Source organism: Enterocloster aldenensis, from assembly GCF_003434055.1.
Taxonomy (GTDB): Bacteria; Bacillota; Clostridia; order Lachnospirales; family Lachnospiraceae; genus Enterocloster; species Enterocloster aldenensis.
The window spans coordinates 1-25,172 of the sequence record NZ_QVEX01000007.1 but is presented as its reverse complement, the minus strand read 5'-3'; the positions used below and the strand labels follow the sequence as shown (position 1 = coordinate 25,172).

The window sequence follows — 25,172 nt, the reverse complement described above, 5'->3', positions numbered from 1 at the left end:
TATATAGATTAGCATCTTCTAACTAAATTGTCAAGAAATATCTCAGCTTTCACGATCCAGCCTGATTCCTGCCAGCGCTTGTGCAAAGGCGTTGTTCACAGGCTCTTCTGCTTCTTTTTTCTGCTGGTTCAGGTATTTGGCCACATCCTTTTTAGATACCCCGGCGCCCTCCTTTTTCCTGCGGGCCTGGAATGCGGTCAGCTTTTCCTTGTACCCGCATTTACACACAAATATCTGGGCATCTCCCTTGCCTCTTAGCTCCAGCTTCTTGTGGCACACAGGGCAGCGTGCATTGGAGGTGCGTGAAACAGTCTCCCTGTGCCCGCATTCCCTGTCCTGGCACACCAGCATCTCGCTGTTTTTCCCTTTCACGGCCAGCATGCGCTTCCCGCACACAGGGCACTTGGTATTAGTCAGGTTGTCGTGGCGGAAATTTCCCTGTCCGGCCTTAATCTGCCCAATCAGTTCCTGGGAATAAATCCGTATATCCTTCATGAAGGCGCCCCGTTTCAGGCTTCCTTTGGCTATCTTTGAAAGCTTTGTCTCCCAGTCTGCTGTCAGTTCCGGTTTCTTTAAGTCCCCTGGAACCAGTTCCAGAAGCTGCTTTGCCTTGGATGTAAGATATATGTCCTTTCCCCTCTTTTCCAGAAGGAAGCTGGAAAACAGCTTTTCAATGATATCCGCCCTGGTTGCGACTGTCCCCAGCCCCCCTGTCTCCCCAAGGGTCCTTGCCAGTTCCTTGTCCCTGGATTCCATGTAAGCCACCGGATTCTCCATGGCGGACAGCAGGGTGGCTTCATTAAAGGGCGCAGGCGGCTTTGTCCTGCCTTCTGTCACGGAAATGCCCAGATTCCCAATCACATCACCCTTTTTTAAATCCGGCAGCTGCTGTTCCCGCACTTCCTTTTCATCTTCTTCGTCCTCATCCTGAAGGTTTTCATAGGCAGCCTTCCAGCCCTGGTCCTTGACGATTTTCCCGCGGGCCACAAAGCTCTCGCCTCCGACCTTTATGACCAGGCTGGTCTGTTCATATTCAAAGGGCGGGTACATCACAGCCAGGAACCTGCGCACCACCAGGTCGTATATCCGCCGCTCGTCAATGGTCATATGGTCCAGCTGCACGAACTGTTCCGTGGGGATGATGGCGTGATGGTCCGATACCTTGGAATTGTCCACAAAGAACGGTTTTGCCGGGAGGGCCTGCATGGTAAGGCGCCCTGCCAGGGTGCGGTAAGGTCCAACCGCGCAGGCCTTCAGCCTTTCCTTCAGGGTTGGCAGGATGTCGCTGGTCAGATATCTGGAATCTGTCCTGGGATAGGTCAGCACCTTATGGTTCTCATACAGGCGCTGCATGATGTTAAGGGTTTCCTTGGCAGAATAGTTAAAACGCTTGTTGGCGTCCCGCTGCAGCTCGGTCAGGTCATAAAGAAGGGGAGCGGATGTTTTCTTGGGCGTCCTCCTTACCTCATCCACCACACCGTTTTCCCCTTTCAGGCGTGTAAGCAGGTCCTGGGCCATTTGCCTGTCAAAGGTGCTGTAACCTCCGGATGCACGGTTCTGCCAGGTGAATACCAGCCCGCCCTTCCTGGCCTGAAGCCCGTAATATGGTTTTGGGACAAAGCTTCTTATGTCTGCTTCCCGCTTTGCAATCATTGCCAGGGTAGGCGTCTGGACACGGCCGCAGGATAGCTGGGCATTGTATTTGCAGGTCAGGGCCCTGGTGGCGTTGATTCCCACCAGCCAGTCCGCCTCCGCCCGGCACATGGCCGCGTCATACAGGCTGTCATATTCCCTGCCGTCCTTTAAATGGGCAAAGCCTTCGCGGATTGCCTTGTCCGTGACCGATGAGATCCATAAACGCTTTATGGGCTTATTGCTTCCCGCCTTCTTAAGTATCAGCCTGGCAACCAGTTCGCCCTCGCGCCCCGCATCCGTGGCAATGATGATTTCCCCCACGTCCTGCCTGTGTATCTGCGCCTTTACCGCGTGATACTGTTTGGCTGTCTGTCCGATGACCTCCAGCTTGAACACGTCCGGCACCATGGGAAGGTCTTCCATCTTCCATTCCTTATACTTCTTATCATAATCCTCCGGATCGGCCAGTGTGACCAGGTGGCCCAGCCCCCAGGTGACAATATACCGTTCCCCTTCAATGGCCCCGTTTATGTTCTTATTGCACTTAAGCACACGGGCAATGTCCCTGGCCACCGACGGTTTTTCAGCTATTACAAGTGATTTCATATCATGACTCCTATCCGTTTTTCTTCTTGCCGATTACACCTATAATCCGTTCACGTGTGTCCCACAGATGTTTCTTCACTTCCTCCAGGCGTTCCTCCTGCATCCTTGCCAACGGGGCGGAAATACTGATTCCGTAGACATAATCGCCCTTATAATCCGGCACGCTGACTCCCACGCAGAACAGTCCGGCTTCCCTTTCTTCCATATCATAGGCAAACCCGGTTTTCCTGGTGTTCTTAAGCTCCTCCAGCAGCCGGTCCAGGTCGCAGATCGTGTTGGACGTATACTGCACGATCTGGCTGTCATCCCACACCGCCTTTACCTCGGCCTCGGACAGTTCGGACAGGATGGCCTTGCCCACCGCGGTCCCTGCCAGAGGGAACTCCAGCCCCACATGGGAGCCGGTTGCAAACATATTGGCTGAAGGCGTGATTTTATCAATATAACGTATGTTGGTCCCTGCCCGTTCCACGAAGTGCACGGTTTCCTTACACTCCTCGGACAAGGCCGCCAGGTATGGATGGGCCAGCTTCACCACGCTGTTGCGTTCCTGGATGCTGTTGCCCACTGCCAGCATTTTATAGGTAAGGAGGTATTTGCCGGTTTCCTCCTCCTGCCCCGCGTATCCCAGGTCCACCAGTGTCCCCAGAACCCGGTGCACCACGGTGGAGTGAAGGCCGGTCTCATGCCCGATTTCCCTGACGCCCATGGCGCCCTTTTCCGCCAGCAGCTCTATTACCTGAAACGTCCGCTCCACGGACTGTATTGTCTCTTTTGCCATAACTGTTCCTGCACCATCCTCTGTTTACTGTTTATTTCTGTATCATAGCATAGTTCAGGGGCGGGCGCAAGGAATCGGGAACATGAAGGCGCGCCCCAGGCCAAAAAGGACCGGGTCCTAACCGCCGCAAACCTGCGGATTAGGACCCGGTCCTGCCTCAGCCATACAGACCGTGCTTATAAGTGGTTGACTGGATATTTCACTGCTTCCCCATTGGCAAAGCGCACTGCTTCCTCGGCAATCTTGCGCTTCAGTTCAAGGGCGGATTCCTGGGAATACCAGGCCATGTGGGGACTGCACAGGAAGTTGTCAAACCGGAAAAGGGCTGCCCCCACTTCCATGGGTTCCTCTGATACCACGTCCAGGGCCGCTCCTGCAATCAGCTTTTCCTGAAGGGCCGTAAGCAGGTCCCCTTCATTGACAATACCGCCTCTGGCCGTGTTGACCACAAAGGCAGTGGGCTTCATTTTCCTGAAGGCGTCAATGTTAATCAGGTTGGTGGTTTCAGGCAGAAGGGGACAATGGATGGAAATCATGTCGGATTCCTTTAAAAGTGTATCCAGGGTCACGATTTCCACTCCGTCATGCACGCTTCCCACCTCATAAACAGGGTCGCATGCAATGCGCCGGCAGTCAAAGCCCATCATCCTCTTGGCAAAGGTGCGGCCAATACGTCCAAAGCCCACGATTCCCACCGTGGAACCGGGAATGCGGTGTACCGGGATGGCTTCTGTATAATTCCAGGTCCTGTGCTTGGTACAGTCGTTCATCTCACATATCTTGCGCACCAGGCCCAGCATCAGGCCCATGGCCTGGTCAGCCACTTCATTCATGCCGTAATCCGGGACATTGCATACCTGCACGCCCAGGTCGGTAGCTGCTTCTAAGTCTATGGTATCCACGCCCACGCCGTATCTTAAAATCAGCTTCAGTTCCGGCTTCAGGGCCTCCATCACCCGGCGGCTGAAGGGGCCGTACTGGGTCAGCATGATTTCCCCGCCCTTGGCCTGGCAGATCAGGTCGTCCTCAGTCTTACAGGCAAGGTGTGTAAATGTCATACCGGCCCTGGCAAACACCTCTTCCTCCTGAACCATCTTATCGTGGTCGCAATCCGTAACAATGATTTTCATGGCTGTCCTTCTCCTTCCTGATATTACCGGCAGTCAACCAGTACTTTTACCGTCATCTCGCCGGGATCTTTAATCAGGTCAAAGACCTTCTCAGACTCAGCTAACGGAACAACATGGGTCACAATCTTCTCCAACTCAGGCGCAATCTCCTTTGCATACTCCACTGCCTGGCCAAACTCCCGAAGCGTGTATACACGGCTGCCCACCAGGGTCTGCTCCTTGAAATTCACATCCTGAAGGTTCACTGCATGGGGAACCTTATGTACGCCGGTCAGGCAGATCATGCCGCCTATGCGGCAGAGCTTTGTGATTTCCAGGGCTGACGGCTCAGAACCGCTGCACTCAAATACCACATCCACGCCCACGTTTCCGGTTGCCTGGTTCACATAATCTATCATGCTCTCATTCTTCACATTTACTGTCTCAAATCCAAATTCCTTACACATGGCAAGCCTTGCGTCATCCACATCCGAAATAATGATTTTGGAAGCGCCCGCATGCTTTAATACAATTCCCGTAAGGAGTCCGATGGGGCCTGCGCCGATGACTGCAGCCGTATCCCTTGTCTGGAAATTGGCCTGGTGCATGGTGCGCACGATAACGGCCAGGGGTTCAATGACAGCTGCCGCCTTGTCGGAAACAGCCTCATCAATCTTAAACAGCACATCCTCATCACAGGTCACATACTCTGCTATCCCGCCGTCCACGTCAATGCCAATCAGCTTCAGTGTCTGGCACACATGGGGGATTCCTGTCTTACATGCAAAACAATGTCCGCAGGAAAGAAGAGGATATGCAGATACCCTGTCCCCAACGTTAAACTTGCCGCTTCCTCCGTTAATCGCATCAATGGTTCCTATAAATTCATGCCCCAGTACCAGGGGAGCCTTTGCACGCGGATGCTTGCCTGCAAATATGCCGATATCCGATCCGCAGATACCGCAGTAAGATACACGGATCCTGACCTGTCCTTCCTTTGGCTCCGGAACAGGCATTTCGCGGACCTCTACTTTTTCCGGCGCTGCATAAACTAAAGTCTTCATAATTTGTAATCCTCCTTACTCCATTTACATTGTATTGGCTGCCGATGGTTTTACACGGTTTCATATTTTAACGTGCACATCTCAGTGACATCCATATCTTAGTTACATCCACATCTTAGTTACATCCACATTTCAGTTACATCCACATTTCAACTAAATCCCACACATTCACACAGGTAAATCTTACAGCCAGCCCTATTGTTCCGAATATCGGAACAATGTTCCTTTTTTATTGTTATGACTTAATTTAAGCATATTTTACCCATAATGTCAATACAGACAGGCAGTTTTATATAAAAAAATAACACCGCATCCATATGCACGGAATGCGGTGTTGGTATATTCTATTTGCTTTCTGCAATTCATATAAGGTCTACTACTTAACCAGATATCCTCCGTCCACAGGAATCACTGCCCCGTTCAGGTAATCGGATGCCGGCGATGCCAGGAATATCACGGTTCCCTTCATATCATCGGGCGTGCCCCAGCGGCGGGCGGGAATACGGTTGGTAATCTCAGCAAACCTTGGGTTCGCCGGATCCGTAAGGGCTGTGTTCATCTCCGTGTCCATATACCCTGGGGCAATACAGTTAACGTTGATGCCCTTGCTGGCCCACTCATTGCAGAATGCCTTGGTCATCTGTGTCACTGCGCCCTTGGACGCGGCATAGGCCGGAACAGTCATCCCGCCAAAGAACGCCAGCATGGACGAGATGTTGATGATTTTGCCAGGCTTTTCCTTTGCCATGAACTCACGGGCCGCCATCTGACAAAGCTCAAAGCAGGCAGTAAAGTTAATGTTCATCACATCTGCCAGGTCGTCAAGGGGAAATTCCTCACTTTTGTGGCGTCTCTGGATTCCTGCGCAGTTCACCAGGATGTCAAGACCGCCCAGGCACTTAACCGCCTCGTCAAATGCCGCTGCCCTGGCAGCGCTGTCCCCCAGGTCCACTGCAATTCCATGACACTTAAGCCCCTTATGGCACAATCCGGCAGCCACATCATGTACCCTTTCGCTGCTTCCGAATATGACCACCTCGGCGCCTGCCTCAATCAGCCCTTCAGCCATTCCATAGCCAAGGCCTCTGGTTCCGCCTGTTACAATTGCCTTTTTGCCTGTTAAATCAAATAAATTCATTCGTTTGCCCTCCTGATTGTGATGGTTCAGGAGCTGGCTGTGTGTGTGAAATGTCATCCTTAGCGTATCATCATTTCATTAAAAAATCAAGATTTTTTTAACACGGTGTCATATCATCCAAGAAATCCCGGCAAAATTATGATACACTATGATGTGTCCGCATCCCGCCGCCTCTGCGGCACCCATGCCGTAGGTCCCCAAATCCTGCGCAATGCAGTAACAGTCACACACGGCACGAATGCCGGACGGACACAGCCAGACAGAACCGGAGGTAATCTTTCATGATACAGAACCAGGAACAACGCCATGTCCATTATGACCGCGACTTAGAACTGGAGGCTTACCAGCTCAGCGGCATCGTACAAAAATTCCCCAATCATTTCCATGAATGTTATGTCATTGGTTTTGTGGAGGGCGGGAAACGCCATCTCTGGTGTAAAAACCAGGAATGCGATGTAAGCGCCGGGGATTTAATCCTTTTCAACCCCAGGGATAACCACTGCTGCGCGCCCGTGGACGGCCAGCTGCTGGACTACCGGGCAGTAAACATCCAGCCGGAGATAATGGAGAAATCCGTTAAAGAGATTACAGGCAGATCCTTCCGCCCGTATTTTACGCAGAACGTGGTGTTCCGCAGCGACATCACCCGGTCCGTGGCAGCGCTTTATGACGCCATATTAAGGCATGCGTCCAAACTGGAAAAGGAGGAATCCCTGTTTTTCCTTCTGGAACAGCTCCTGCAGGAATATGCGGAACCTTTCAGCGAGGAAACCATTTCCCGGCCGAATCCCCAGATACAGTCGCTGTGCACCTATATGGAGGAACATTTTTCAGACAACCTGTCCCTTGACGAACTGACAGCCATGACTACTTTTGGGAAATCCTATCTGCTCCGTTCCTTTACAAAGCAGATTGGCGTATCCCCCTACCGGTATCTGCAGACCATCCGCCTTGACAAGGCAAAGCATTTCCTGGAGCAGGGAATTGCGCCTGTGGATGCGGCAGCCATGGCCGGATTCTCAGACCAGAGCCATTTTACCAATTTCTTTAAGGAATTCATCGGACTGACCCCCAGGCAGTACCAGAAAATATTCACCACCACATCAGAACCGGAAAAGGAGCCGCACCATGAATTATGATAAAACACACAAAGGCCATCTGGCCGCATTCATCACCATCCTCATATGGGGAACCACCTTTATTTCCACCAAGGTCCTGTTGAAAACATTTTCTCCTGTGGAAATCCTGTTCATCCGCTTTGTCATGGGTTATCTGGCCCTGTGGCTGGTGTGTCCCAGGATCCTTAGGCCGGATTCCCGCAGACAGGAACCGCTGTTCGCTGCAGCAGGACTGTGCGGCATAACCATGTATTACCTGCTGGAGAACATCGCCCTTACCTACACATTGGCATCCAACGTAGGCGTCATCATCTCCATTGCGCCGTTTTTCACGGCCATCCTCAGCTGCCTGTTCCTGGGCGGCCCCCGGCCCGGCAGGCATTTCTTCATCGGGTTCCTGCTGGCCATGGCCGGGATTTTCCTTTTGAGCTTTGGAAGCAGTTCCCTGTCCATCAATCCGATGGGTGACATCCTGGCCGTGGCTGCCGCCATTATATGGGCCGTGTACTCCACTTTGACAAAAAAAATAAGCGCCCTTGGCTATGGCACGATCCAGACCACACGGCGCACATTTTTCTATGGGCTTATCTTCATGATTCCGGCACTGGCCATTATGGACTTCCATGTCTCACTGAGCCAGGTCATAAGCCCCTTAAACCTCTGCAACCTGTTGTTCCTGGGACTGGGCGCGTCCGCCCTCTGCTTCGTCACCTGGAACCTGGCTGTTAAAATCCTGGGTTCGGTCCGGACCAGCGTGTATATCTACATGGTACCGGTCATTACCACGGTCAGTTCCGCACTTGTATTAAAGGAACCCGTGACCATGACCGCTGTATGCGGCATCGCATTGACCCTTGCCGGACTGTTCCTGTCCGAGCGCCCGTCCGTCCATCAGCGCCCGGACCGGGCAGAAACAGTCCATTGATTTAAAAATAAGCCTATTGCTGCATCACCCTCTGTATATGGATTGCCAGGAAGCCTGTTTCCTCCGGCGCCAAGGGAATCCCCAGGCGCTTCTCCATATACCGGCACACCATCTTGGCCACCTCATAAGGCTTTGGGAAACTGGTCCTTGCGTAATCCTGCATATCAAGGCTGGCCCGCTCTCCTTTTCTGGCCCTGGCAATCATATACCGGACATGGCTGGCCAGCCTGTTATATCCCAGTGAATCCGAAGCAAGGTTAACCCCCATGCTGCTTTCAATCTGATGCATACTGTCCTGCACCAGCCGCGCTATGTCCATGGCAGCCGCAACATTCTCTTCAGACAGGCCTGCATGGATGTGAAGGGTGATGTAGCCAACCTCGTCCTCTGATATGGTTATCCCGGTCAGTTCCCGGATAATCCCAACGCCCTTCAGGGCGGACTGATATTCACTGGAAAATAACGCCTTGATGTCATGCCGGAAAGGATTGGGAAGTTCCCGGTCCTCCCTGGCCCGGCTCACCGCCAGGGCAATATGGTCCGCCATGGGTATCAGGATATCGTGGCTTAAGGTCCCCATGGTCCCTTCTGCTTCTTCAATAATCCTTCCGGCGGCTTCAATGTACACTGGTTCGATACTGTTTACCTGCTGGAGCGCCGATGTCCTTCCGGTAACCAGTTCGTAACGTTTCGCCTGTCCCGTGGATTCAATCCGCTCTCCTGTCCTGTGCCCGAAACCGATACCGTTGCCCAGCAGTATGACCTCCCGCTGTGACTCCCCGTCCAGCACCAGTATTCCGTTGTTGTTCAAAACCTTTATGATACGGTACATATGTTCCTCCCCCATACCGGATACCCTGATATTGATCCATCTTAAAATAACATCATGCAAAATCCTGATGCTCCACTTTTATTTTACACTGCTTCCGGTAGAAGGCAATCCCATGATTCCAAACTTCCGTATATCCCTCTTCCGGGAGCCAGGATCCATACTCTTTCTCCTTAATCTGATTTAATGCCCTGTCACAAGCCTCTTCCAGCTCTTTATAAGTCTCTGCAGACTTCAGCTCCAATATCATTGGAGGACACTTTACGTTCAGGCTTCGGATCACAATATCGGAACGCCAGCGCCCTCCTTCCCGGTCAGATCTGACTATATAATCTTTCATGTTACCTAAAACTCCCAGCAGAAAGCCATGATAAAAAGACTCCTTAGCATCCATACTGTCCCAGATACTTTCCTAATGAATTATAACATATACGGATATAAAAGAACAACTCTGAATAACCACAAGCCATTTATACCTGAGCCATTTATCAGCACATGTCTAATACCATCCAATCTCATCCAGTCCCTTCACATCCCCGGTCCTGGTCAGATGTATCTCCTGGCCTTCCTTCAGCCCCGTGAACACAACCATGCAGGCTTCAGACGCCGCGTTGGCCCTGATGAAATCCAGGTCAAAATGCATGAGTCTGCTTCCTTTCTTCACCTTCTGCCCATCTGTCACAAAGGTCTCAAATCCCTTGCCGTCCAGCTTCACTGTGTCCACGCCCACATGCAGGAGATATTCCATGCCGTCTGCATTCCTAAGGCCCATTGCATGCTTTGACGGGAACACAAACACAATCTCACAGTCCTCCGGAGCAACCACCTCTCCGTCCGACGGGATGACCATATACCCATCCCCCATAGCCTTACTGGAAAAGGCTTCATCTGCAGCCTCGGTAATTGACGCCGCCTTTCCGTTAAACGGGGAACAAAGGACATGGATGTCAGACGGACTCCTGCCGGCTTTCTCCCTGGCAGCATCACCGCTTCCGCCTTCCGGGCCTTTCGTATCACCGCTATTGCCTGCCAAGCTTTCGTCATTGCCTGCGTCCAGCTTCACCTTAGGCGCATGTTCCAGGAAATGTTCCAGGTTTGCTTTTATCACTGTCACATTCGGACCGTAAATCACCTGGATTCCCTGTCCCTTTTTAATGACGCCCACCGCGCCTGTTGTCTTTAATACTTTCTCATTTACTAAATCCGCTTCGTCCACCGAACACCTGAGCCGGGTCGCACAGCAGTCCACGGATGTGATATTCCCGGCGCCGCCCAGACCTCTTGCAATCTCTGCGCTTAACTGGTCCACGGGTTCATTATCCTTACCCGTACCGCTGACAGAAGCCGCTTTCCTGGCATTGACATCGGCTTTTGTATACAACTTTGTCTCTTCGTCCTCATCCTCACGGCCAGGGGTCTTAAGGTTGAACTTTTTAATCAGGAAGCTGAAAATGAAGTAGTACAGAAGGAAATAAACGATCCCCACCGGAAGGATCCATAGCCAGCTGGTTTTTGCATTTCCCTGAAGGATACCGAATATAAGCAAATCCAGGAAACCGCCGGAAAAAGTCAGTCCCACAGCAATGTTCAGGATATGGGCAATCATATAGGCGCTTCCGGCCAACACTACCTGAACCGCAAAAAGCATGGGCGCCACAAACAGGAATGAAAACTCAATGGGTTCCGTGATACCTGTCAGCATACTGGTCAGGGCGGCTGACAGAAGCAGGCCGCCGGCTGCCTTTTTCTTATCCGGCTTTGCACACCGGTACATGGCCAGCGCTGCGCCAGGAAGTCCGAATATCATGAAAATGAACTCGCCGGAAAAATAACGGGTTGCATCCGCGCTGAAATGTACCACATCCGGAGAAGCCAGCTGAGCAAAGAATATGTTCTGTCCGCCTTGAATCAGGTTTCCGTCTATCATCATGGTCCCGCCCACGGCCGTCTGCCAGAACGGCATATAAAATACATGGTGAAGCCCAAATGGAATCAGGGCGCGTTTGATGATGCCAAATATCAGCGTGCCCACATAACCTGTCCCTGTCACCAGTCCGCCCAGGGCAAAAATCCCGTTCTGCACCGCCGGCCAGATAAAATACATCAGGATTCCCACTCCCAGATATACCACGGTGGAGATAATAGGGATGAACCGTGAACCGCCGAAAAATGAAAGCGCATTGGGAAGCACAATCTTATGATAACGGTTATGAAGGGCCGCCACACCCAGACCCACGATGATACCGCCGAACACTCCCATCTGAAGGGTCTGCATACCGCATACAGATGCAATGGTTCCGTCCAGAACCCCCGGCGCAATACTTCCGTCCGGAAGTATTTTTCCTGAAATAGTAAGCACTGCATTGATTGACATATGCATGACCAGGAACGCTATCATGGCAGAAAGGGCGGCAACCTCCTTCTCCGCCTTGGCCATACCGATGGCAACACCCACTGCAAATATGATGGGCAGATTGTCAAATATAACGCTTCCAGCCTTACTCATGATTACCAGCAGGGCGTTCAGAATGGTCCCATCTCCCAGAATCCTGCCCAGTCCATAGGTGGCAATGGTTGTTGGGTTGGTAAATGAACTGCCGATACCAAGCAGCAGGCCTGCAACCGGCAGCACTGCTATGGGCAGCATGAAGCTTCGTCCCACGCGCTGAAGTACACCAAAAATCCTGTCTTTCATATCTTTCTCTCCAATCTTATTATATTTCCTGTTCTTCTACATCCTGTCCATTCATATCATGCCCGTATATAGCTCCTTCATATCCTTTTCTTTCATAACCTTTTCTTTCATATTCTGCTCCTACACCACACTGCGTATCCCTGGCATTTGCGGCGCCACACAAAAAAGGCATTAACCACAAAGAACACTGCGTCCAATGTCCTTTTATAGTTAATGCCTGCTTTACCAGTAACACGCTCTTTCTTCAATTGCGCCTTAAGTATAAACAATTTATAGTTCTACTGTCAATAAGAAATATGTAACAAATTAGTTCTGTTTTTTTGTGCAAAACGCCCATTTCCCCTTGGATATCATATCGAAAAGCTTTTTATTTACTTAATAATCAGATCCCGGCCCTTCGTATCTGAATTCAGGCAAACCGCCGCAATCAATATGATACCGATCACGATATTCTTCCAGAGCGGGTCCACCCCCATCATGTTAAGGCCGGAGGTTACCCCTGTGATGGTCACCACGCCGATCAGGGTCCTGAGGACGCTGCCCCGGCCTCCTGCCATGGAGGTGCCGCCAAGTGCAACCGAGGCGATTGCAGTCAGCGTAAGGGCGTCTCCCACGGTGGGAACCGCTGACTTCAGCTTGTATGCATAGAATGCCCCTGCAAGGGCGCTGCAGGCGCCGCTCATTACAAATGCGGATATCTGTGCTTTATCCGTGTCCACGCCGGCCAGCCTTGCGGCGCTTACATTGGCGCCCACGGCATAGATGGATTTGCCATACACCGTGTACTGCTGGAAGATGAACAGCAGCAGGATTCCCAGCAATGCGATGATGAATACCACCGGGATGCCCGCCACCTTCTGCGTGGCCCATTTTACCATGAAACGTTTGTCCATGGGAATGATTTCCGAACCATTGGGGCAGAGCGTCAGGGCAATATAGGACCAGAAGTTGGTGGTGCACAGGGTGACGATAAAGGACGGAAGCTTAAGCTTGGTCACCAGCAGGCCGTTCAAAAGGCCCATGGCCAGTCCCACCACCAGCATGATCGGAATGATTACATTGCCGAACCTTGCCACATAGATGCCGGTAAGCACACAGGTACAGGATACCATTGGTCCGGCTCCCAGGTCGATGCCTCCTGTGTAGATCACAAAGGAAAGGCCTCCGGCCATGAGAAGCAGGGGCGCTGCCTCAATCATCATATTCTGCAGGCTGTATGCGCCGATGAAATTCGGTATCACAATGCTGAATATGCCAAACACCAACACAATGCTTATGAGGCACATGTACTTTGAATAATCAGATATACTAAAGCTTTTCTTTTTATTAGCCATGATATGTACCCTCCTACATCATTTGCTGGACAATATCCAGCTGAAGCGGCTTGTTGCCAACCGGACACTCAAAGCTTCCCCTGATAAGTCCGTCCCTGAGAACAATGATCCTGCTGGACAGGCCGATACACTCATCCAGTGTATCTCCCAGCAATATAATGGAATGGCCTTCAGCGGTCATATCCCTGACCAGATCATATATCTCCTCCTTGGAGCCGACATCAACGCCTCTTGTGGGATGGTTTAGGATCAGTATCTCACACCCGCTTTCAAGGGCCCTGGCAAATATGACCTTCTGCGCGTTGCCGCCTGATAGCTGGTTGATACGCTCGGCAATGGAAAAGCACTTAACCCCTGCCTTCTTTACCCAGTTTTCAGCAACCTGGTGCATTTTCTTAGCTGACAGGAAGCTGTGGCTGGACAGCTCATCCATATGGGAGACAATGATGTTGTCCTCAATGGACAGCAGTCCGATCATCCCCTCATCCCGGCGTTCCTTGGGAACGGACAGGATTCCTTTTTTCCTGGCCGCGCAGGGATTGGGGAAGGTGCATTCCCGGCCCTTTACCTTAATCGTGCCCGCCGTGGGCGCGGCATCGCCTACCAGCACAGCACAGATATCTTCCTTGCCCGAGCCTTCCACTCCGCAAAATCCCAGCACTTCCCCCTTTTTCAGTTCAAAGCTTACATGGTTAAATGCGCCGAACAGGCTTAAGTCATTTACCTCCAGGATTACCTCGTCCGTTGGCACGGTCTGCTTGTGCTCCACATAGAATTCGCCTGTGGTGGTCCTGCCCACCATCTTCTCATAGAGAAGGTTCACATCCGCGCCCTTGGTGGGCATTACGGCTGTCTCCTCGCCGTCCTTGAACACATAAATCCGGTCCGTTATCTCCAACACCTCGTCCAGGCGGTGTGAGATGAAAATCACCGCATTGCCCTGTTCCTTCATATTCCTTACCTGGACAAACAGCTTTTTAATTTCCTCGTCGGACAGTACCGTGGTCGGCTCGTCCAGAAGGATGATCGCGTGTCCGTTTGCAGCTTCTGTCACCACATCCAGCACCTTTGCAATCTCCACCATCTGACGGGCCGCAAAGTCAATGTCCCTTACCTTCCTGGACGGGTCCAGGTCCATGTCAATGCGTCCCAGGGCCTTTTTTGCGTCCTGGTTCATCTTGTTCCAGTTGACGAACCCGCATTTTGAATACCCCTTTTCCCTGCCCAGGTAAATGTTCTGGGCAATGGTAAGGTTGCCTACCAGGGACTGCTCCTGGAACACCATGCCGATTCCCTGATGGTTGGCATCCAGGATGGAACTGGCCGAATAGGGCTTGCCCATCCGGAACATCTCTCCCATGGAAGGTTTCTCAACACCGCTGATTAATTTCATCAGCGTGGATTTGCCTGCTCCGTTTTCACCGATTAATCCAATGACCTCTCCGCTGTAGACCTGCATATCAATATCCCGGAGAACGGTATTGGCTCCGTATGTCTTTCCAACGCCTTTTGCTTCGAATAACAAATCGCCCATGTGTCCCCCTCCTTACTTTGATATGGTCTTGCGGTTACGGTTAATGGTAAGGGTAACTGCAACAATGATGATCACGCCCTGGATGACCTTTTTCACGTATGGGTCCACGCCCATCAGGGTCAGCCAGTTGGCAAGCTCTGTATATATTAAAACTCCGACAAAGGCGGACAATGCGCCTCCTTTGCCGCCGGCCAGTGAACCGCCGCCAATGACAATAGCCGTTACAACTGGGAACATCTGATTCAGACCGATGCTGGATTGTCCTAATTTAAGGCGTATGCACTGCAGTATGCCTGCCATACCCGCCGTACATCCGCACAAGGCAAATACCTTTATTTTCGTAAGACCGATATTGATTCCCGTGGACGCTGCCGCTGTCTCATTATCGCCAATTGCATACACAGCCCTTCCAAAGGCCGTATAATTGAGGATCAGCGCGCCGATGATGAAGATGGCAAAAGCGATGATGGTTATGTAGGGGATACCGATGAATTTCCCCTGTGACAGTACGACGAAAAGTTCATCCTTGACCTGGATGGGCGTGCCCTGGTAAACCAGTACCGCCACGCCGGTCATGATGCTTCCCACCGCATAGGTGACAATGAATGTTGCAATCCTTGCTTTTACATGGATGATACCTGTTATTGCCCCGATAAAAGTACTGATAAGAATGACAAACAAAATACCTAAAATACCAAAATCATTGCTGTTTGAGTTGTTAACAACCAAAAATGCCACAAATGATCCTGCAAATCCCATGACCCCTTCAATGGAAAGATCGATGCTGCCCAGCAGCAGCACATAGGTCAGGCCAACAGAGATTACAAGAGGGATTGACATCTGGTACATGATGTTGACCACATTTCCCCAAGTAAAGAAATCCTTCTGGGAAACTGCTCCTATCATAGTCATGATAACTAACAGAATCAGTGGTGCATATCTTCTAATCTTATCTTTCCTTGCGTCATCCTTGACCTTGTAAGCAAACTGCTGGCCCACGGATAATGCAGCTAAAGATTCTTCCCATTTATTCTTCATTATATTATCCCCTTATATACATAGTCATTATGGAACAATATTCCCCTTTTAAAGGAAGTGGGTCTGCCCTCAGGCAAGCCCACTTCACAGTTACCTACTTGATACTGATTATTCCTGGTATTTGTCAATACAGAATGACAGGTCATTGTAGTCGTAGCCAGGATTCTTGGTCTTAATGAACTTGTCAATGATATCAGTTGCATTGTCTTTTGTAACCAGGGTTGTCTTACAGAAAATCAGGCGCTCATTGTCAGGAATGGAGGTTGGGTCTAATTTGCCCAGGGCTGCCTGGATTGCATAGGATGCGCCGTAGCCTGCGATCATGTATCCGTTGTTGGCATTGGTGATTACCATGTCTCCGTCATTCACAGCGTTCAGGGCCGCCTCGATGCCGTCACAGCCGCTGACCATGACTTTTCCGTTCAGTCCCTTGTTCTTAAGGGCTTCAACAGCGCCAAGGGCCATGGTGTCGTTTGCAGAATAAACACCCTTTAAGTCAGGATATTTAACCAGCCAGTTCTCTGTCAGGGTCATTGCCTCGGACTGGCTCCAGCTTGCTGTCTGGCTGTCAACCACTTCGATGTTCGGATAATCCTTCAGGGCTTCCTCAAATGCTTTGTGACGGTTGGTTGCAGAGTCATCGCCTAACAGTCCCTGCAGTTCCACAACCTGTCCCTCGCCGCCAATGGACTCAAACAGCGCCTTTGCGGTTGCCTTGCCGATTGCGATATCATCCAGCATAAGGCTTGCCACAAAATGAGGGTAATCCTTTGGATACAGGCCCTCTGCCCTGTGTGCCAGAATTGTCACGTAGTTTCCGGACTCCTCGCACAGCTCTGCGATGTTGGCTGTATTGGCTGTGGATGACGGGTCAACTACAAAGATGGCCTTGTCGCCGTACTGTGCAATGTAATCCTTGATTCCCTGCAGCTGCTTGTTGTCATCGCTGTCACAGGTAAGGACATCTGCCGATACACCATAGGATGCCGCTGCCAGCTTTGCGCCTTCTGCTTCCTGCGCCCAGTACTCGTTGTCCATGGAATGGATGCAGATAGCCAGATGGTAGTCAGAACCCTCTCCTGAAGCTGCTGCCTGCGCAGCTGCCTCGGTGGCTGCCTCGGTAGCCGAATCCTCCTTGGCTGCCTCGGTTGCTGCCTCGGTTGCCGCTGCCGTGGTTTCTGCCGGTGCTGCCGCGGACTCCGCGGGTTTGCTGGAACAACCTGCCAGTGCGGATACAGCCAGTGCTGTTGCCATTAATGCTGCGATCATTCTTTTTTTCATGTTACTTCCTCCTTCTACTTTTTAATAGTTTTTTTATACGTAAATGCCGTCTTTCATCAGCATCCAGTATTCATTACACCCTTTGTTCCATCCTGGCCGCCGCATTGATGGCAGCCCCCACGATCCCCGCCTCAGGATCCCCCAGGGCCCGGATGAAGCGTACCGAATCCCTTGGATAGGGAATCCTCAGGTTTTCCTTCACGGTCTGTTCAAAGTATTCCATGGGAAATCCTTTCATGTCCACCACACCGCCGCCCAATACCACATAATTCGGATCCAATATGGTAATCTCCGTGGCAGCAGCCATGGCGCAGGCATGGACCACATCCTTAACATCCTTCTCCCCCCCATGCCGTTCAAAAATCTCCGACACCGGACAGTGGTATTTCTCCTCTGCCAGAAGATAAAGGGTCCTGCCGCTGGCTTTCAGCTCAATGCAGCCCTTCTTGCCGCAGCCGCAGCTGTCCGTAAATCCCAGGACCGGTATGTGTCCAAGTTCACAGGCCGAGCCTGTGTTTCCGATATACACCTTTCCGTCAATGCACATGGCGTTGCCAAGCCCTGTACCGATAAATATACCTATGATGATTCCCCGTTTATCAATATGCCCCTTCCATATCTCATAGAGAAGGGCCGTGTTCACATCCCTCTCCATGAATACCCCAAGCCCGGTCCTTTCCGTGAGGATATCCACCAGGGAAATGTTGTTGAATCCCTTTATGTTAGGCGAATTGTAATTGATTGTGCGTTCCCTGTTCATCAGCGAAGCCAGGGACAAGGTCATGCACAGGAAATCCTCCTTCCCATACCGCTCTATATAGGGCCTTACCAGCCCCTCAATATACTCCCCCTTGTCCTCTGCATCTGAGAGGTACCTGCTGGGTTCCTTTTTAAAGTCCAGCACCCGGAAGGTCTCATCAAGAACCCCATACCTGAGATTGGTCCCCCCGATTTCCATTGATAAATATAAATGTGCCACATCCATCATCCCTGTCGTCATGCCTTGTTGGCGCTGCCCATTACATCAATCTTATGAAGATAAATTTCTTTTAACAGGCCGCGGTTCTTTAATGTAAATACCCTGCTGTCAATTGCCCCGGGGTTCTCTGCCAGGATTTTCCTTGTATTGGCCAGCGCGCTGATCCAGCCGTCCGTAGCGATATTGACCTTGCATACCCCCATCCCGGCAGCCTTTGTCACCTGCTCTTCCGGTATGCCGGCCACGGCCTCGATATGACCTCCGTAGGAGTTGATCATGTCCACGAACCGCGGCTCTATGGTAGACGCGCCGTGGAGTACAATGGGGAATCCCGGCACCCTGCGCATCACATCCTCAAGGATATCGTATCTCAGTTCGGGAAGCGTCCCGTCCGGATTGGCCTTGATCTTCACCAGGCCATGACAGGTGCCTATGGAGATGGCCAGGCTGTCGCATCCCGTCTCCCCCACGAATTCCTCCACCATCGCCGGATCCGTGTAAAGGCTTTCGTGATGGCCCTCATCACCGTCCTCTTCCGCACCGGAAAGGACGCCCAGTTCAGCTTCCACCGTCACCCCATGCCGATGGGCATATTCCACGGTCTTTTTGGTAAGGGCAGCATTTTCCTTAAATGGAAGGGTGCTGCCATCTATCATAATAGAAGAAAATCCAAATTCCACCGCATCCACGCACTGTGCAAAGGTCATGCCGTGGTCCAGGTGCAGGGCCACAGGGATATCAAGCCCCGCATTCCTGATACGGTCGGTCCCGGACTGCACAATCCTGGCAAGCATCTCATATCCCAGCTGCTTATGCAGGTTGGGGGATGCCAGCAGGATGACAGGGGAACGTTTCTCAATCACAGCGTCCATGATTCCATTGAACTGCTCAATGGATACGAAGTTAAATGCCGGTATTGCATAACCTCCTTCATAAGCCTTTTGGAACATCAGCTTCGTGTTTACCTGTCCAAGTTCTGAATAATGATACATATCTGCCACCTCCATGTTGTAATAGCCTGTTAGATATAACGTCTGTTCAATACCGTGTACCTTGGGAGTTCCCCGATAAGCGGCATGATATAATCATAAAACCCTTCTTTGATGTAATCCTTATCCTCATTCACATAGGACATGGGAAGGCAGTTGTCTTCCTTTGCCACTTCTTCAAGGGAAGCCAGGCCATACACTGCCTGGTACTGTGCGCCGGGAGCCCGGCTGAGCGTCACCATCTTAAGCGACTGCCCGGCCACGGCCGTCCTTACGGCCCTTCTCCCCAGCTCTTCTGCCTCTTCCCTGTCAATCTCCGACGCATCATGGGCGCCGCATCTCTGCATCAGCCCCAGGTCAATGCCCCTGATTTTACAGTCAAAATTATCCCTTAACAATTGGTTCAGATATGGGGTGATACCGCCCATATTCTTCTGCATGTCCATGCCCCGGTTCACGGAAATGTCTTCGAACAGGAATTTGCCGTCCGCCGTCTTCACGCCTTCCGCAACCACTGCAAAGCATTTCCCTTTCCTGTCCAGGACACGCCTTATATCTGCTATGAACTTCTTCTGGTCAAATACCACTTCCGGTACATAAATCAAATCCGGCCCCAGATCAATCTTTTTAGCTGCCATGGATGCCGCTGCCAGGAAACCCGTATTGCGGCCCATGACCTCCGTGAACATGATAAGTTCTGTGTCATAGGTCATCATGTCCCTGGCCAGCTCCGAAACCGTAACCGCCACATGCCTTGCCGCCGAAGGAAAGCCAGGCGCGTGGTCAATGCAGGATATGTCATTGTCCACTGTCTTTGGCACCACGATCAGCCGGAAATCATAATCCTGTGATTTTAAAAACCGGCCCAGCCTCAATCCTGCCCTTACCGAGCCATTGCCCCCGTTTATGAATATGTACCGGATGCCCAGGGATTTAAGGTTTTTCAATATCTTCCTGTAATCCGTCTGTAACGGGTCGTTCTCATCAATCTCATACCTGCAGGATCCAAATATCATGGACGGGGTGGATGGCAGCAGCTTCTCGCCCGCCATTTCCTCTGTAATATCAAATAACCTCCGCTCAATCAATCCCACGATCCCGTGTTCGGATGCGTAAATCCTGTCTATCTCCGGATGCCTCCTGCATTCATCAATCACACCGTAGGCAGATGTATTAATCACTGCCGTTGGTCCTCCCGATTGGATATATAATGCATTTGCCACTTTTTCCATTTATCTGTCCCCTCTGCGATGTCGTTTTTCCCTCTGTCCAATTACTGCCCTGTGTAAACCTGTACCGTGCAGAACCCGTACTGCGTGGATCCCATGCATCCTGCGCCTTACTCTGTCTTAAGCCTTGGATACAGGTCCTTTACTTTCAGGTAAAGTTCCCTAAACAGCGCCTGCTGTTCCCTGTAGCGCTTCACATGTTCCGTCACCGGTTCCACGGGACAGTCATTGATTTTTACAATCCGGCTGCACGCCTCCTTAATATCCCGGTACATACCGCAGCCCACGGCTGCAAGTATGGCCGCCCCCTGGCAGGCCTCTTCTTCTGTCTTTGTGGTATATACAGGCATCTCCAGGATATCTGCCTGTATCTGTTTCCATGTAACCCCTTTTGCCGCCCCGCCGGAGGCAATCATCTTCGTCCTCTGGATTCCCATCTCATCCAGCACCAGGGCGCATTCCTTCAGGTTGAATATGACGCCCTCCATGGTTGCCCGGATTATATGGGCCTGTTCATGTTTCATGCCCATCCCAAAATAAATCCCTTTGGCATATGGGTCCATGAACGGCGTCCGCTCACCAGCCAGATACGGGATAAACAAAAGCCCCTCTGCCCCGGCAGGCGCCTGTCCCGCCTCCGCGTCCAGTTCCCCATAGGAACGGCCATCCCTCAGAACCTTTTTCTTAAGCCAGCTTAAGGTGCTTCCGCCATTCAGCGCCCCGCCCTGGACATACCAGCGGTCCGCCACGGTGTGGCACCATGTCTGCAGGCGCATCTGTGTATCATATAACGGACGGTCCACCACAGCCGCAAGCTGGGAGGCCGTGCCGATGTTGCAGGCCATGATTCCTTCTTCTATTACCCCGTTCCCGGTGAGCTGGGCAGAGGAATCCCCCGCCCCGTATACCACCCTGGTATGTCCTGACAGTCCGGTCCGCGCAGCTGCTTCTGCCCATACATGACCCGCCGCCTGGGAGCTTTCCCCCACCTGGGGCCAGATATCCTCCTTAAGCCCTGCCCGTCTGATCAGTTCCATGCACCAGCATCTGCCCTTAACGGAAAATGCCAGCGTGGCGCATGCGTCCGAAAAATCAGAGCCAATGGTCCCTGTCAGCCTGTACCGTATGTAATCCTTGGGAAGCATCACATGGGCTATGCGGTCATATACATCCGGACGATGCCTTTTCAGCCAGAGAAGGGAACATATCATCATGCCGGCCCCGGGCTGATTGAGCAGTTCTGTTTCCAGAAGGTCCCCGGCCAGTTCTTTTATCAGGGCCGTCTCTTTTGCAGAGCGCTGGTCCATCCATATGATGGCAGGCATGACCGGTTCATTGTTCCTGTCAAATGCCACCAGTCCGTGCATCTGGCCGGAAAGCCCGATGCCGTCCAGTTCCTCCGGTCTTATGCCGGACTTTTCCATGGCTTCCCGGATGGCCATTACCGTGCAGTCCCACCACACCTGCGGCTCCTGCTCCGCATAGGACATCTTCGGGGTCATCACATCATATCCCCTGCTGCTTACCGCCAATGTCCTGCCGTCCGGGTCCATGATCAGTACCTTGACGCTTGACGTACCCAAATCAATTCCAGCTAAATATCCCATATCCATCACCTTTGTATGATTTCAATCTCGACACCGTTCGGATCTGTAATAAGCATGGTCCTGCATCCCAGCTGGTCCACATAGGAAGGGGTCTTCCTTATGGATACGCCCTTGTTCCTGCAGGTGCTGTACACCTCATCCAGCTGTGCGGCCACCAGGCAGAAATGCCTGTAGGTACCTGTGTCCGTCTCCTTTATGTCCTTTGGCTCTTCCTTGGATTCATAATCAATCAGTTCCAGCCGCACGCCCTGGGGAAGTTCATAGTACGTAAGCGTATGGTCCCCCATCTGGACGGATCCGGCTTCCTTAAGTCCCAGCACATCCCCGTAGAATGCTTTGGAACGGTCCAGGTCCTTCACATTAACCGTTATATGGTCCAGTCCTGTCATCTTCATGGGAATCCTCCTTTTATTCAGCCAGGATGATGTCTGTCATGGCCACGATGGAATCAAAATCTTCCTTCTCAATCTCCGTGTCCACAATCAATCCATTTACATAACCAAGGTCCGCTATCTGTGCAAATGTGACCGTGCCCAGTTTGCTGCTGTCGCTCATAAGATAGGACGCGCAGCACACATCCAGAATCTCACGCACGCTTTTGGCTGTCTCAAAGTCAGGAGCGGTAATGCCCCGCTCAACACTGAAGCCGTTACAGGAAAAGAATCCCTTGTCAATGTTGATCATACCCAGGAATTCATTCCTGGTGGGAAGGGTGGTATAGTGGTACCCCCTTCTGACCAGGCCTCCCAGTATATAAACATTGAAATCCGTATGGTCTTCCAGCCATACCGCGTTGCGGATATCATTGACCACAACAGTCAGGTTCTTTTTCTCCGGAAGCAGCTTCACCAGCTCAAATGTGGTTGTCCCTGTTGTTACCGCAATGATATCGCCGTCATCAATCAGCTCCAGGGCAGCCCTGGCAATGGCCTTTTTCTGAGGCATCATCTGTGTCTCTTTGTCCGTGGGGGACAGCTCCCGTCCCATCTTGGAATTCCTGATGGCGCCTCCATGTGTCCTGGTAATCAGCTTCTTGCCCTCCAGCTGCTTCAGGTCATTCCTGATGGTTGAGGAGGAAACCCCAAACATCTCGCACAACACCGGCACCACTGCCTTTCCATTGGCATTGATGGTTTCAATTATCTTTCGTTGGCGTTCTTCGGCGAATAAGCTCTTATTTGAAACGCCCGTAGTCATTTTGTCCATTATCATCACCCTTTACGAAAGTAATTATAGCAAAAATCACAATGCATTGCAATATCTAATTCTCATTTTTTATTATTTTATGCAGATAACGTTTATTATTGTTGTTGTTTACTGTTGTTTGTTGTTGTTTCATCTTGACAAAAATCTATTTTCTGCTAACATCTAAAGTAGGATTATCTTTTTAAGAAACGTCCGCGGCAAAGAGAACCGTGGATAGGTATTGCAACCATATTCCACACAACAAGGAGGGTGTATGAATGATTACCAGTTATCAAACTTCTGCCGGTCTGCAAAAACTTGCCGACCGTATCCGGTTCAGTTCCATCAAATCCATGTATGCAAGTAAAGGCGGACATGTGGGCGGCGTATTATCCCTGTGTGAGCTCATGGCTGTCCTGTACGGGAACGTCATGGATTATGACCCCCAGAACCCGGGCTGGGAAGACCGTGACAAGGTGGTGCTTTCAAAAGGCCACTGCGGGCCGGTCCTCTACAGCGCCCTTGCCCTCTCCGGCTTTTTCCCGGAAGAAGAGCTTATGACCCTGAACCAGAACGGCACCCATCTGCCCAGCCACTGTGACATGAACAAAACCATTGGAATCGATATGACCACCGGCTCCCTTGGCCAGGGCGCCTCCACCGCGGCCGGCATGGCGCTTGGCAGGAAGATGCTGGGTAAGAAAGGCAATGTCTTCCTGATCCTGGGGGACGGGGAACTCAATGAAGGCCAGGTCTGGGAGATGGCCATGTTCGCAAAACAGCATGGGCTTGATAACCTCATAACGTTTGTTGACTGGAACCACCAGCAGCTGGATGGCTATACGGAAGATATCTGTAATCTTGGGAACATTGAAACATTGTTTAAAGCCTTTGGTTTTGAAGCAGTCACCATTAACGGACACGATGTGGACGCCATAAGGACAGCTTCCGTGAACGCCCTGGCTTCTAAGAACGGTCTGCCAAAATGCATTGTCCTTGATACGGTCAAAGGAAAGGGCTGGAGCGTTACGGAAGGAAAAACAGGCATCCACCACATTGCCATAACAGACGAAATGATGTCGGAAGCCGAAAAGGAATTCGCAGGAAAGGAGCTGTAAACCCATGAAACAATATGCAACCGATATGAGGACTGCCCTGGCAGACACCCTGATTGAACTTGAAGGCACCAATGACCGGATTCTCTGGCTGGACGCTGACCTGATGGCATCCTCGGGCATGAACCGGTTCAAGGCAGCATACCCTGACAAAGTCATTAACTGCGGGATCCAGGAAGCCAATATGTTCGGCGTGGCGGCCGGCCTTTCCGAAGAGGGATTCATACCCTTTGTCCATTCCTTTGGCGCATTTGCAAGCCGCCGCATAGCGGACCAGATTTTCATGTCCGGCGTATATGCGCGCCAGGACGTGCGTATCGTGGGCAGCGACCCCGGCATATCTGCCGGGCCAAACGGAGGTACACATATAAGCCTGGAGGACATCGGCATCCTTCGTTCCCTTCCCGGAACCATTATCCTGGAACCATGCGACCCGGTGCAGCTGCGCTCCGTGATTGCCCAGACCACCAGCCAGAGGGGGATTTTCTATATCCGCCTCATGCGCAAGACAAAGGAACAGTTCTATGAAGAAGGCGCTGTCTTCCGGCTTGGGAAAGCATCCATACTGCGGGAGGGAAAGGACCTGTCCATCATCACATGCGGCACCATCTGCATCAAGGAAGCATTAAAAGCAGCGGACGCCCTGGGAGCAGAGGGCATCCAGACAAAAATCATTGACATGTTCACCATCAAGCCCCTTGACAGGGAGGCGGTCATAAAAGCTGCAACAGGCACAAGGGCCGTCATCACCCTTGAAAACCACAATATCCTTAACGGCCTTGGCTCCGCAGTGGCAGAGGTGATTGCAGAGGAAGGAATCAGCATCCCCTTCAGGCGCCTGGGCGCCCCGGACACGGCCGGTGAGGTGGGAACCGTGGATTATCTGCTGCACAGGTTCGGCATGGATGCCGCGGCCGTGACCGCGGCATCCAAAGCCATGCTAGTACCTTGACATAGTTAAAAAGCATTTATACTAATTGA

23 protein-coding genes are annotated in these 25,172 nt (G+C 51.6%); 4 read left to right on the top strand and 19 right to left on the bottom strand.

Features of this window, described 5'->3' with window-relative positions; translation table 11 throughout:
* Nucleotides 1-42: 42 nt before the first annotated feature.
* From DWX59_RS15320 to DWX59_RS15300, 5 genes are all read right to left on the bottom strand, one after another.
* The gene (locus tag DWX59_RS15320; RefSeq protein WP_117560094.1) at nt 43-2,241 is read right to left on the bottom strand and encodes a DNA topoisomerase III; all 2,199 of its coding nucleotides are present in this window, start codon (nt 2,239-2,241) and stop codon (nt 43-45) included.
* A 10-nt stretch (nt 2,242-2,251) separates the two neighbouring features.
* On the bottom strand, nt 2,252-3,022 hold the full coding sequence (locus tag DWX59_RS15315) for an IclR family transcriptional regulator (RefSeq protein WP_117560093.1): 771 nt from the start codon (nt 3,020-3,022) through the stop codon (nt 2,252-2,254).
* A 176-nt stretch (nt 3,023-3,198) separates the two neighbouring features.
* Nucleotides 3,199-4,152 (bottom strand): C-terminal binding protein, encoded by a 954-nt coding sequence (locus DWX59_RS15310; RefSeq protein WP_117560092.1) that lies wholly within the window; start codon nt 4,150-4,152, stop codon nt 3,199-3,201.
* A 23-nt stretch (nt 4,153-4,175) separates the two neighbouring features.
* The gene (locus tag DWX59_RS15305) at nt 4,176-5,195 is read right to left on the bottom strand and encodes a zinc-dependent alcohol dehydrogenase (RefSeq protein WP_117560091.1); all 1,020 of its coding nucleotides are present in this window, start codon (nt 5,193-5,195) and stop codon (nt 4,176-4,178) included.
* 376 nt (nt 5,196-5,571) lie between these two features.
* Nucleotides 5,572-6,333: an SDR family oxidoreductase gene (locus DWX59_RS15300; RefSeq protein WP_117560090.1), complete on the bottom strand. Its 762-nt coding sequence runs from the start codon at nt 6,331-6,333 to the stop codon at nt 5,572-5,574.
* A 281-nt stretch (nt 6,334-6,614) separates the two neighbouring features.
* Between DWX59_RS15300 and DWX59_RS15295 the strand changes: the two genes are divergently transcribed.
* Nucleotides 6,615-7,472: a helix-turn-helix domain-containing protein gene (locus DWX59_RS15295; protein ID WP_117560089.1), complete on the top strand. Its 858-nt coding sequence runs from the start codon at nt 6,615-6,617 to the stop codon at nt 7,470-7,472.
* Nucleotides 7,462-8,376: a DMT family transporter gene (locus tag DWX59_RS15290; RefSeq protein WP_117560088.1), complete on the top strand. Its 915-nt coding sequence runs from the start codon at nt 7,462-7,464 to the stop codon at nt 8,374-8,376. Before DWX59_RS15295 ends, DWX59_RS15290 begins: the two co-directional genes overlap by 11 nt.
* A 13-nt stretch (nt 8,377-8,389) precedes the next feature.
* Here the strand turns inward: DWX59_RS15290 and DWX59_RS15285 are convergent, their stop codons facing one another.
* From DWX59_RS15285 to DWX59_RS15225, 14 genes are all read right to left on the bottom strand, one after another.
* Complete coding sequence (locus DWX59_RS15285) at nt 8,390-9,208, bottom strand: PRD domain-containing protein (RefSeq protein ID WP_117560278.1); 819 nt, start codon at nt 9,206-9,208, stop codon at nt 8,390-8,392.
* 52 nt (nt 9,209-9,260) lie between these two features.
* Nucleotides 9,261-9,599, bottom strand: coding sequence for a PD-(D/E)XK nuclease domain-containing protein (locus tag DWX59_RS15280; protein WP_117560087.1), 339 nt, complete (start codon nt 9,597-9,599; stop codon nt 9,261-9,263).
* Nucleotides 9,600-9,704: 105 nt separating this feature from the next.
* A complete protein-coding gene (locus tag DWX59_RS15275; protein WP_117560086.1) occupies nt 9,705-11,900 on the bottom strand; it encodes a PTS sugar transporter subunit IIABC in 2,196 nt (731 codons plus the stop codon).
* Between the two features lie 19 nt (nt 11,901-11,919).
* Nucleotides 11,920-12,135, bottom strand: coding sequence for a hypothetical protein (locus DWX59_RS28550; protein WP_147325823.1), 216 nt, complete (start codon nt 12,133-12,135; stop codon nt 11,920-11,922).
* A gap of 136 nt (nt 12,136-12,271) precedes the next feature.
* A complete protein-coding gene (locus DWX59_RS15270; RefSeq protein WP_117560085.1) occupies nt 12,272-13,234 on the bottom strand; it encodes an ABC transporter permease in 963 nt (320 codons plus the stop codon).
* A 13-nt stretch (nt 13,235-13,247) separates the two neighbouring features.
* Nucleotides 13,248-14,768 carry a sugar ABC transporter ATP-binding protein gene (locus DWX59_RS15265; RefSeq protein ID WP_227116879.1) on the bottom strand — a complete coding sequence of 507 codons (1,521 nt, stop codon included), beginning with the start codon at nt 14,766-14,768 and terminating at the stop codon, nt 13,248-13,250.
* Nucleotides 14,769-14,780: 12 nt separating this feature from the next.
* On the bottom strand, nt 14,781-15,806 hold the full coding sequence (locus tag DWX59_RS15260; RefSeq protein WP_008721144.1) for an ABC transporter permease: 1,026 nt from the start codon (nt 15,804-15,806) through the stop codon (nt 14,781-14,783).
* A gap of 108 nt (nt 15,807-15,914) precedes the next feature.
* Nucleotides 15,915-17,087 (bottom strand): sugar ABC transporter substrate-binding protein, encoded by a 1,173-nt coding sequence (locus tag DWX59_RS15255; protein WP_117560084.1) that lies wholly within the window; start codon nt 17,085-17,087, stop codon nt 15,915-15,917.
* A 73-nt stretch (nt 17,088-17,160) separates the two neighbouring features.
* Nucleotides 17,161-18,066: an allose kinase gene (gene alsK, locus DWX59_RS15250; RefSeq protein WP_165640917.1), complete on the bottom strand. Its 906-nt coding sequence runs from the start codon at nt 18,064-18,066 to the stop codon at nt 17,161-17,163.
* A gap of 17 nt (nt 18,067-18,083) precedes the next feature.
* Complete coding sequence (locus tag DWX59_RS15245; RefSeq protein ID WP_117560082.1) at nt 18,084-19,058, bottom strand: ketose-bisphosphate aldolase; 975 nt, start codon at nt 19,056-19,058, stop codon at nt 18,084-18,086.
* Nucleotides 19,059-19,087: 29 nt separating this feature from the next.
* Nucleotides 19,088-20,287 (bottom strand): diphosphate--fructose-6-phosphate 1-phosphotransferase, encoded by a 1,200-nt coding sequence (locus DWX59_RS15240; protein ID WP_117560081.1) that lies wholly within the window; start codon nt 20,285-20,287, stop codon nt 19,088-19,090.
* Nucleotides 20,288-20,394: 107 nt separating this feature from the next.
* Complete coding sequence (gene xylB, locus DWX59_RS15235; RefSeq protein WP_166460236.1) at nt 20,395-21,891, bottom strand: xylulokinase; 1,497 nt, start codon at nt 21,889-21,891, stop codon at nt 20,395-20,397.
* Between the two features lie 5 nt (nt 21,892-21,896).
* The gene (locus DWX59_RS15230; RefSeq protein ID WP_117560079.1) at nt 21,897-22,286 is read right to left on the bottom strand and encodes a VOC family protein; all 390 of its coding nucleotides are present in this window, start codon (nt 22,284-22,286) and stop codon (nt 21,897-21,899) included.
* A 13-nt stretch (nt 22,287-22,299) separates the two neighbouring features.
* Nucleotides 22,300-23,097: a DeoR/GlpR family DNA-binding transcription regulator gene (locus DWX59_RS15225; protein ID WP_227116877.1), complete on the bottom strand. Its 798-nt coding sequence runs from the start codon at nt 23,095-23,097 to the stop codon at nt 22,300-22,302.
* A gap of 257 nt (nt 23,098-23,354) precedes the next feature.
* On the opposite strand from DWX59_RS15225, the gene DWX59_RS15220 reads away from it, so the two are divergent.
* Together DWX59_RS15220 and DWX59_RS15215 are read left to right on the top strand one after the other, a co-directional pair.
* Entirely contained in the window at nt 23,355-24,194 is an 840-nt protein-coding gene (locus tag DWX59_RS15220) for a transketolase (protein WP_117560078.1), read from the top strand.
* A gap of 4 nt (nt 24,195-24,198) precedes the next feature.
* The gene (locus tag DWX59_RS15215; protein WP_117560077.1) at nt 24,199-25,143 is read left to right on the top strand and encodes a transketolase family protein; all 945 of its coding nucleotides are present in this window, start codon (nt 24,199-24,201) and stop codon (nt 25,141-25,143) included.
* The last annotated feature ends 29 nt before the right edge of the window (nt 25,144-25,172 follow it).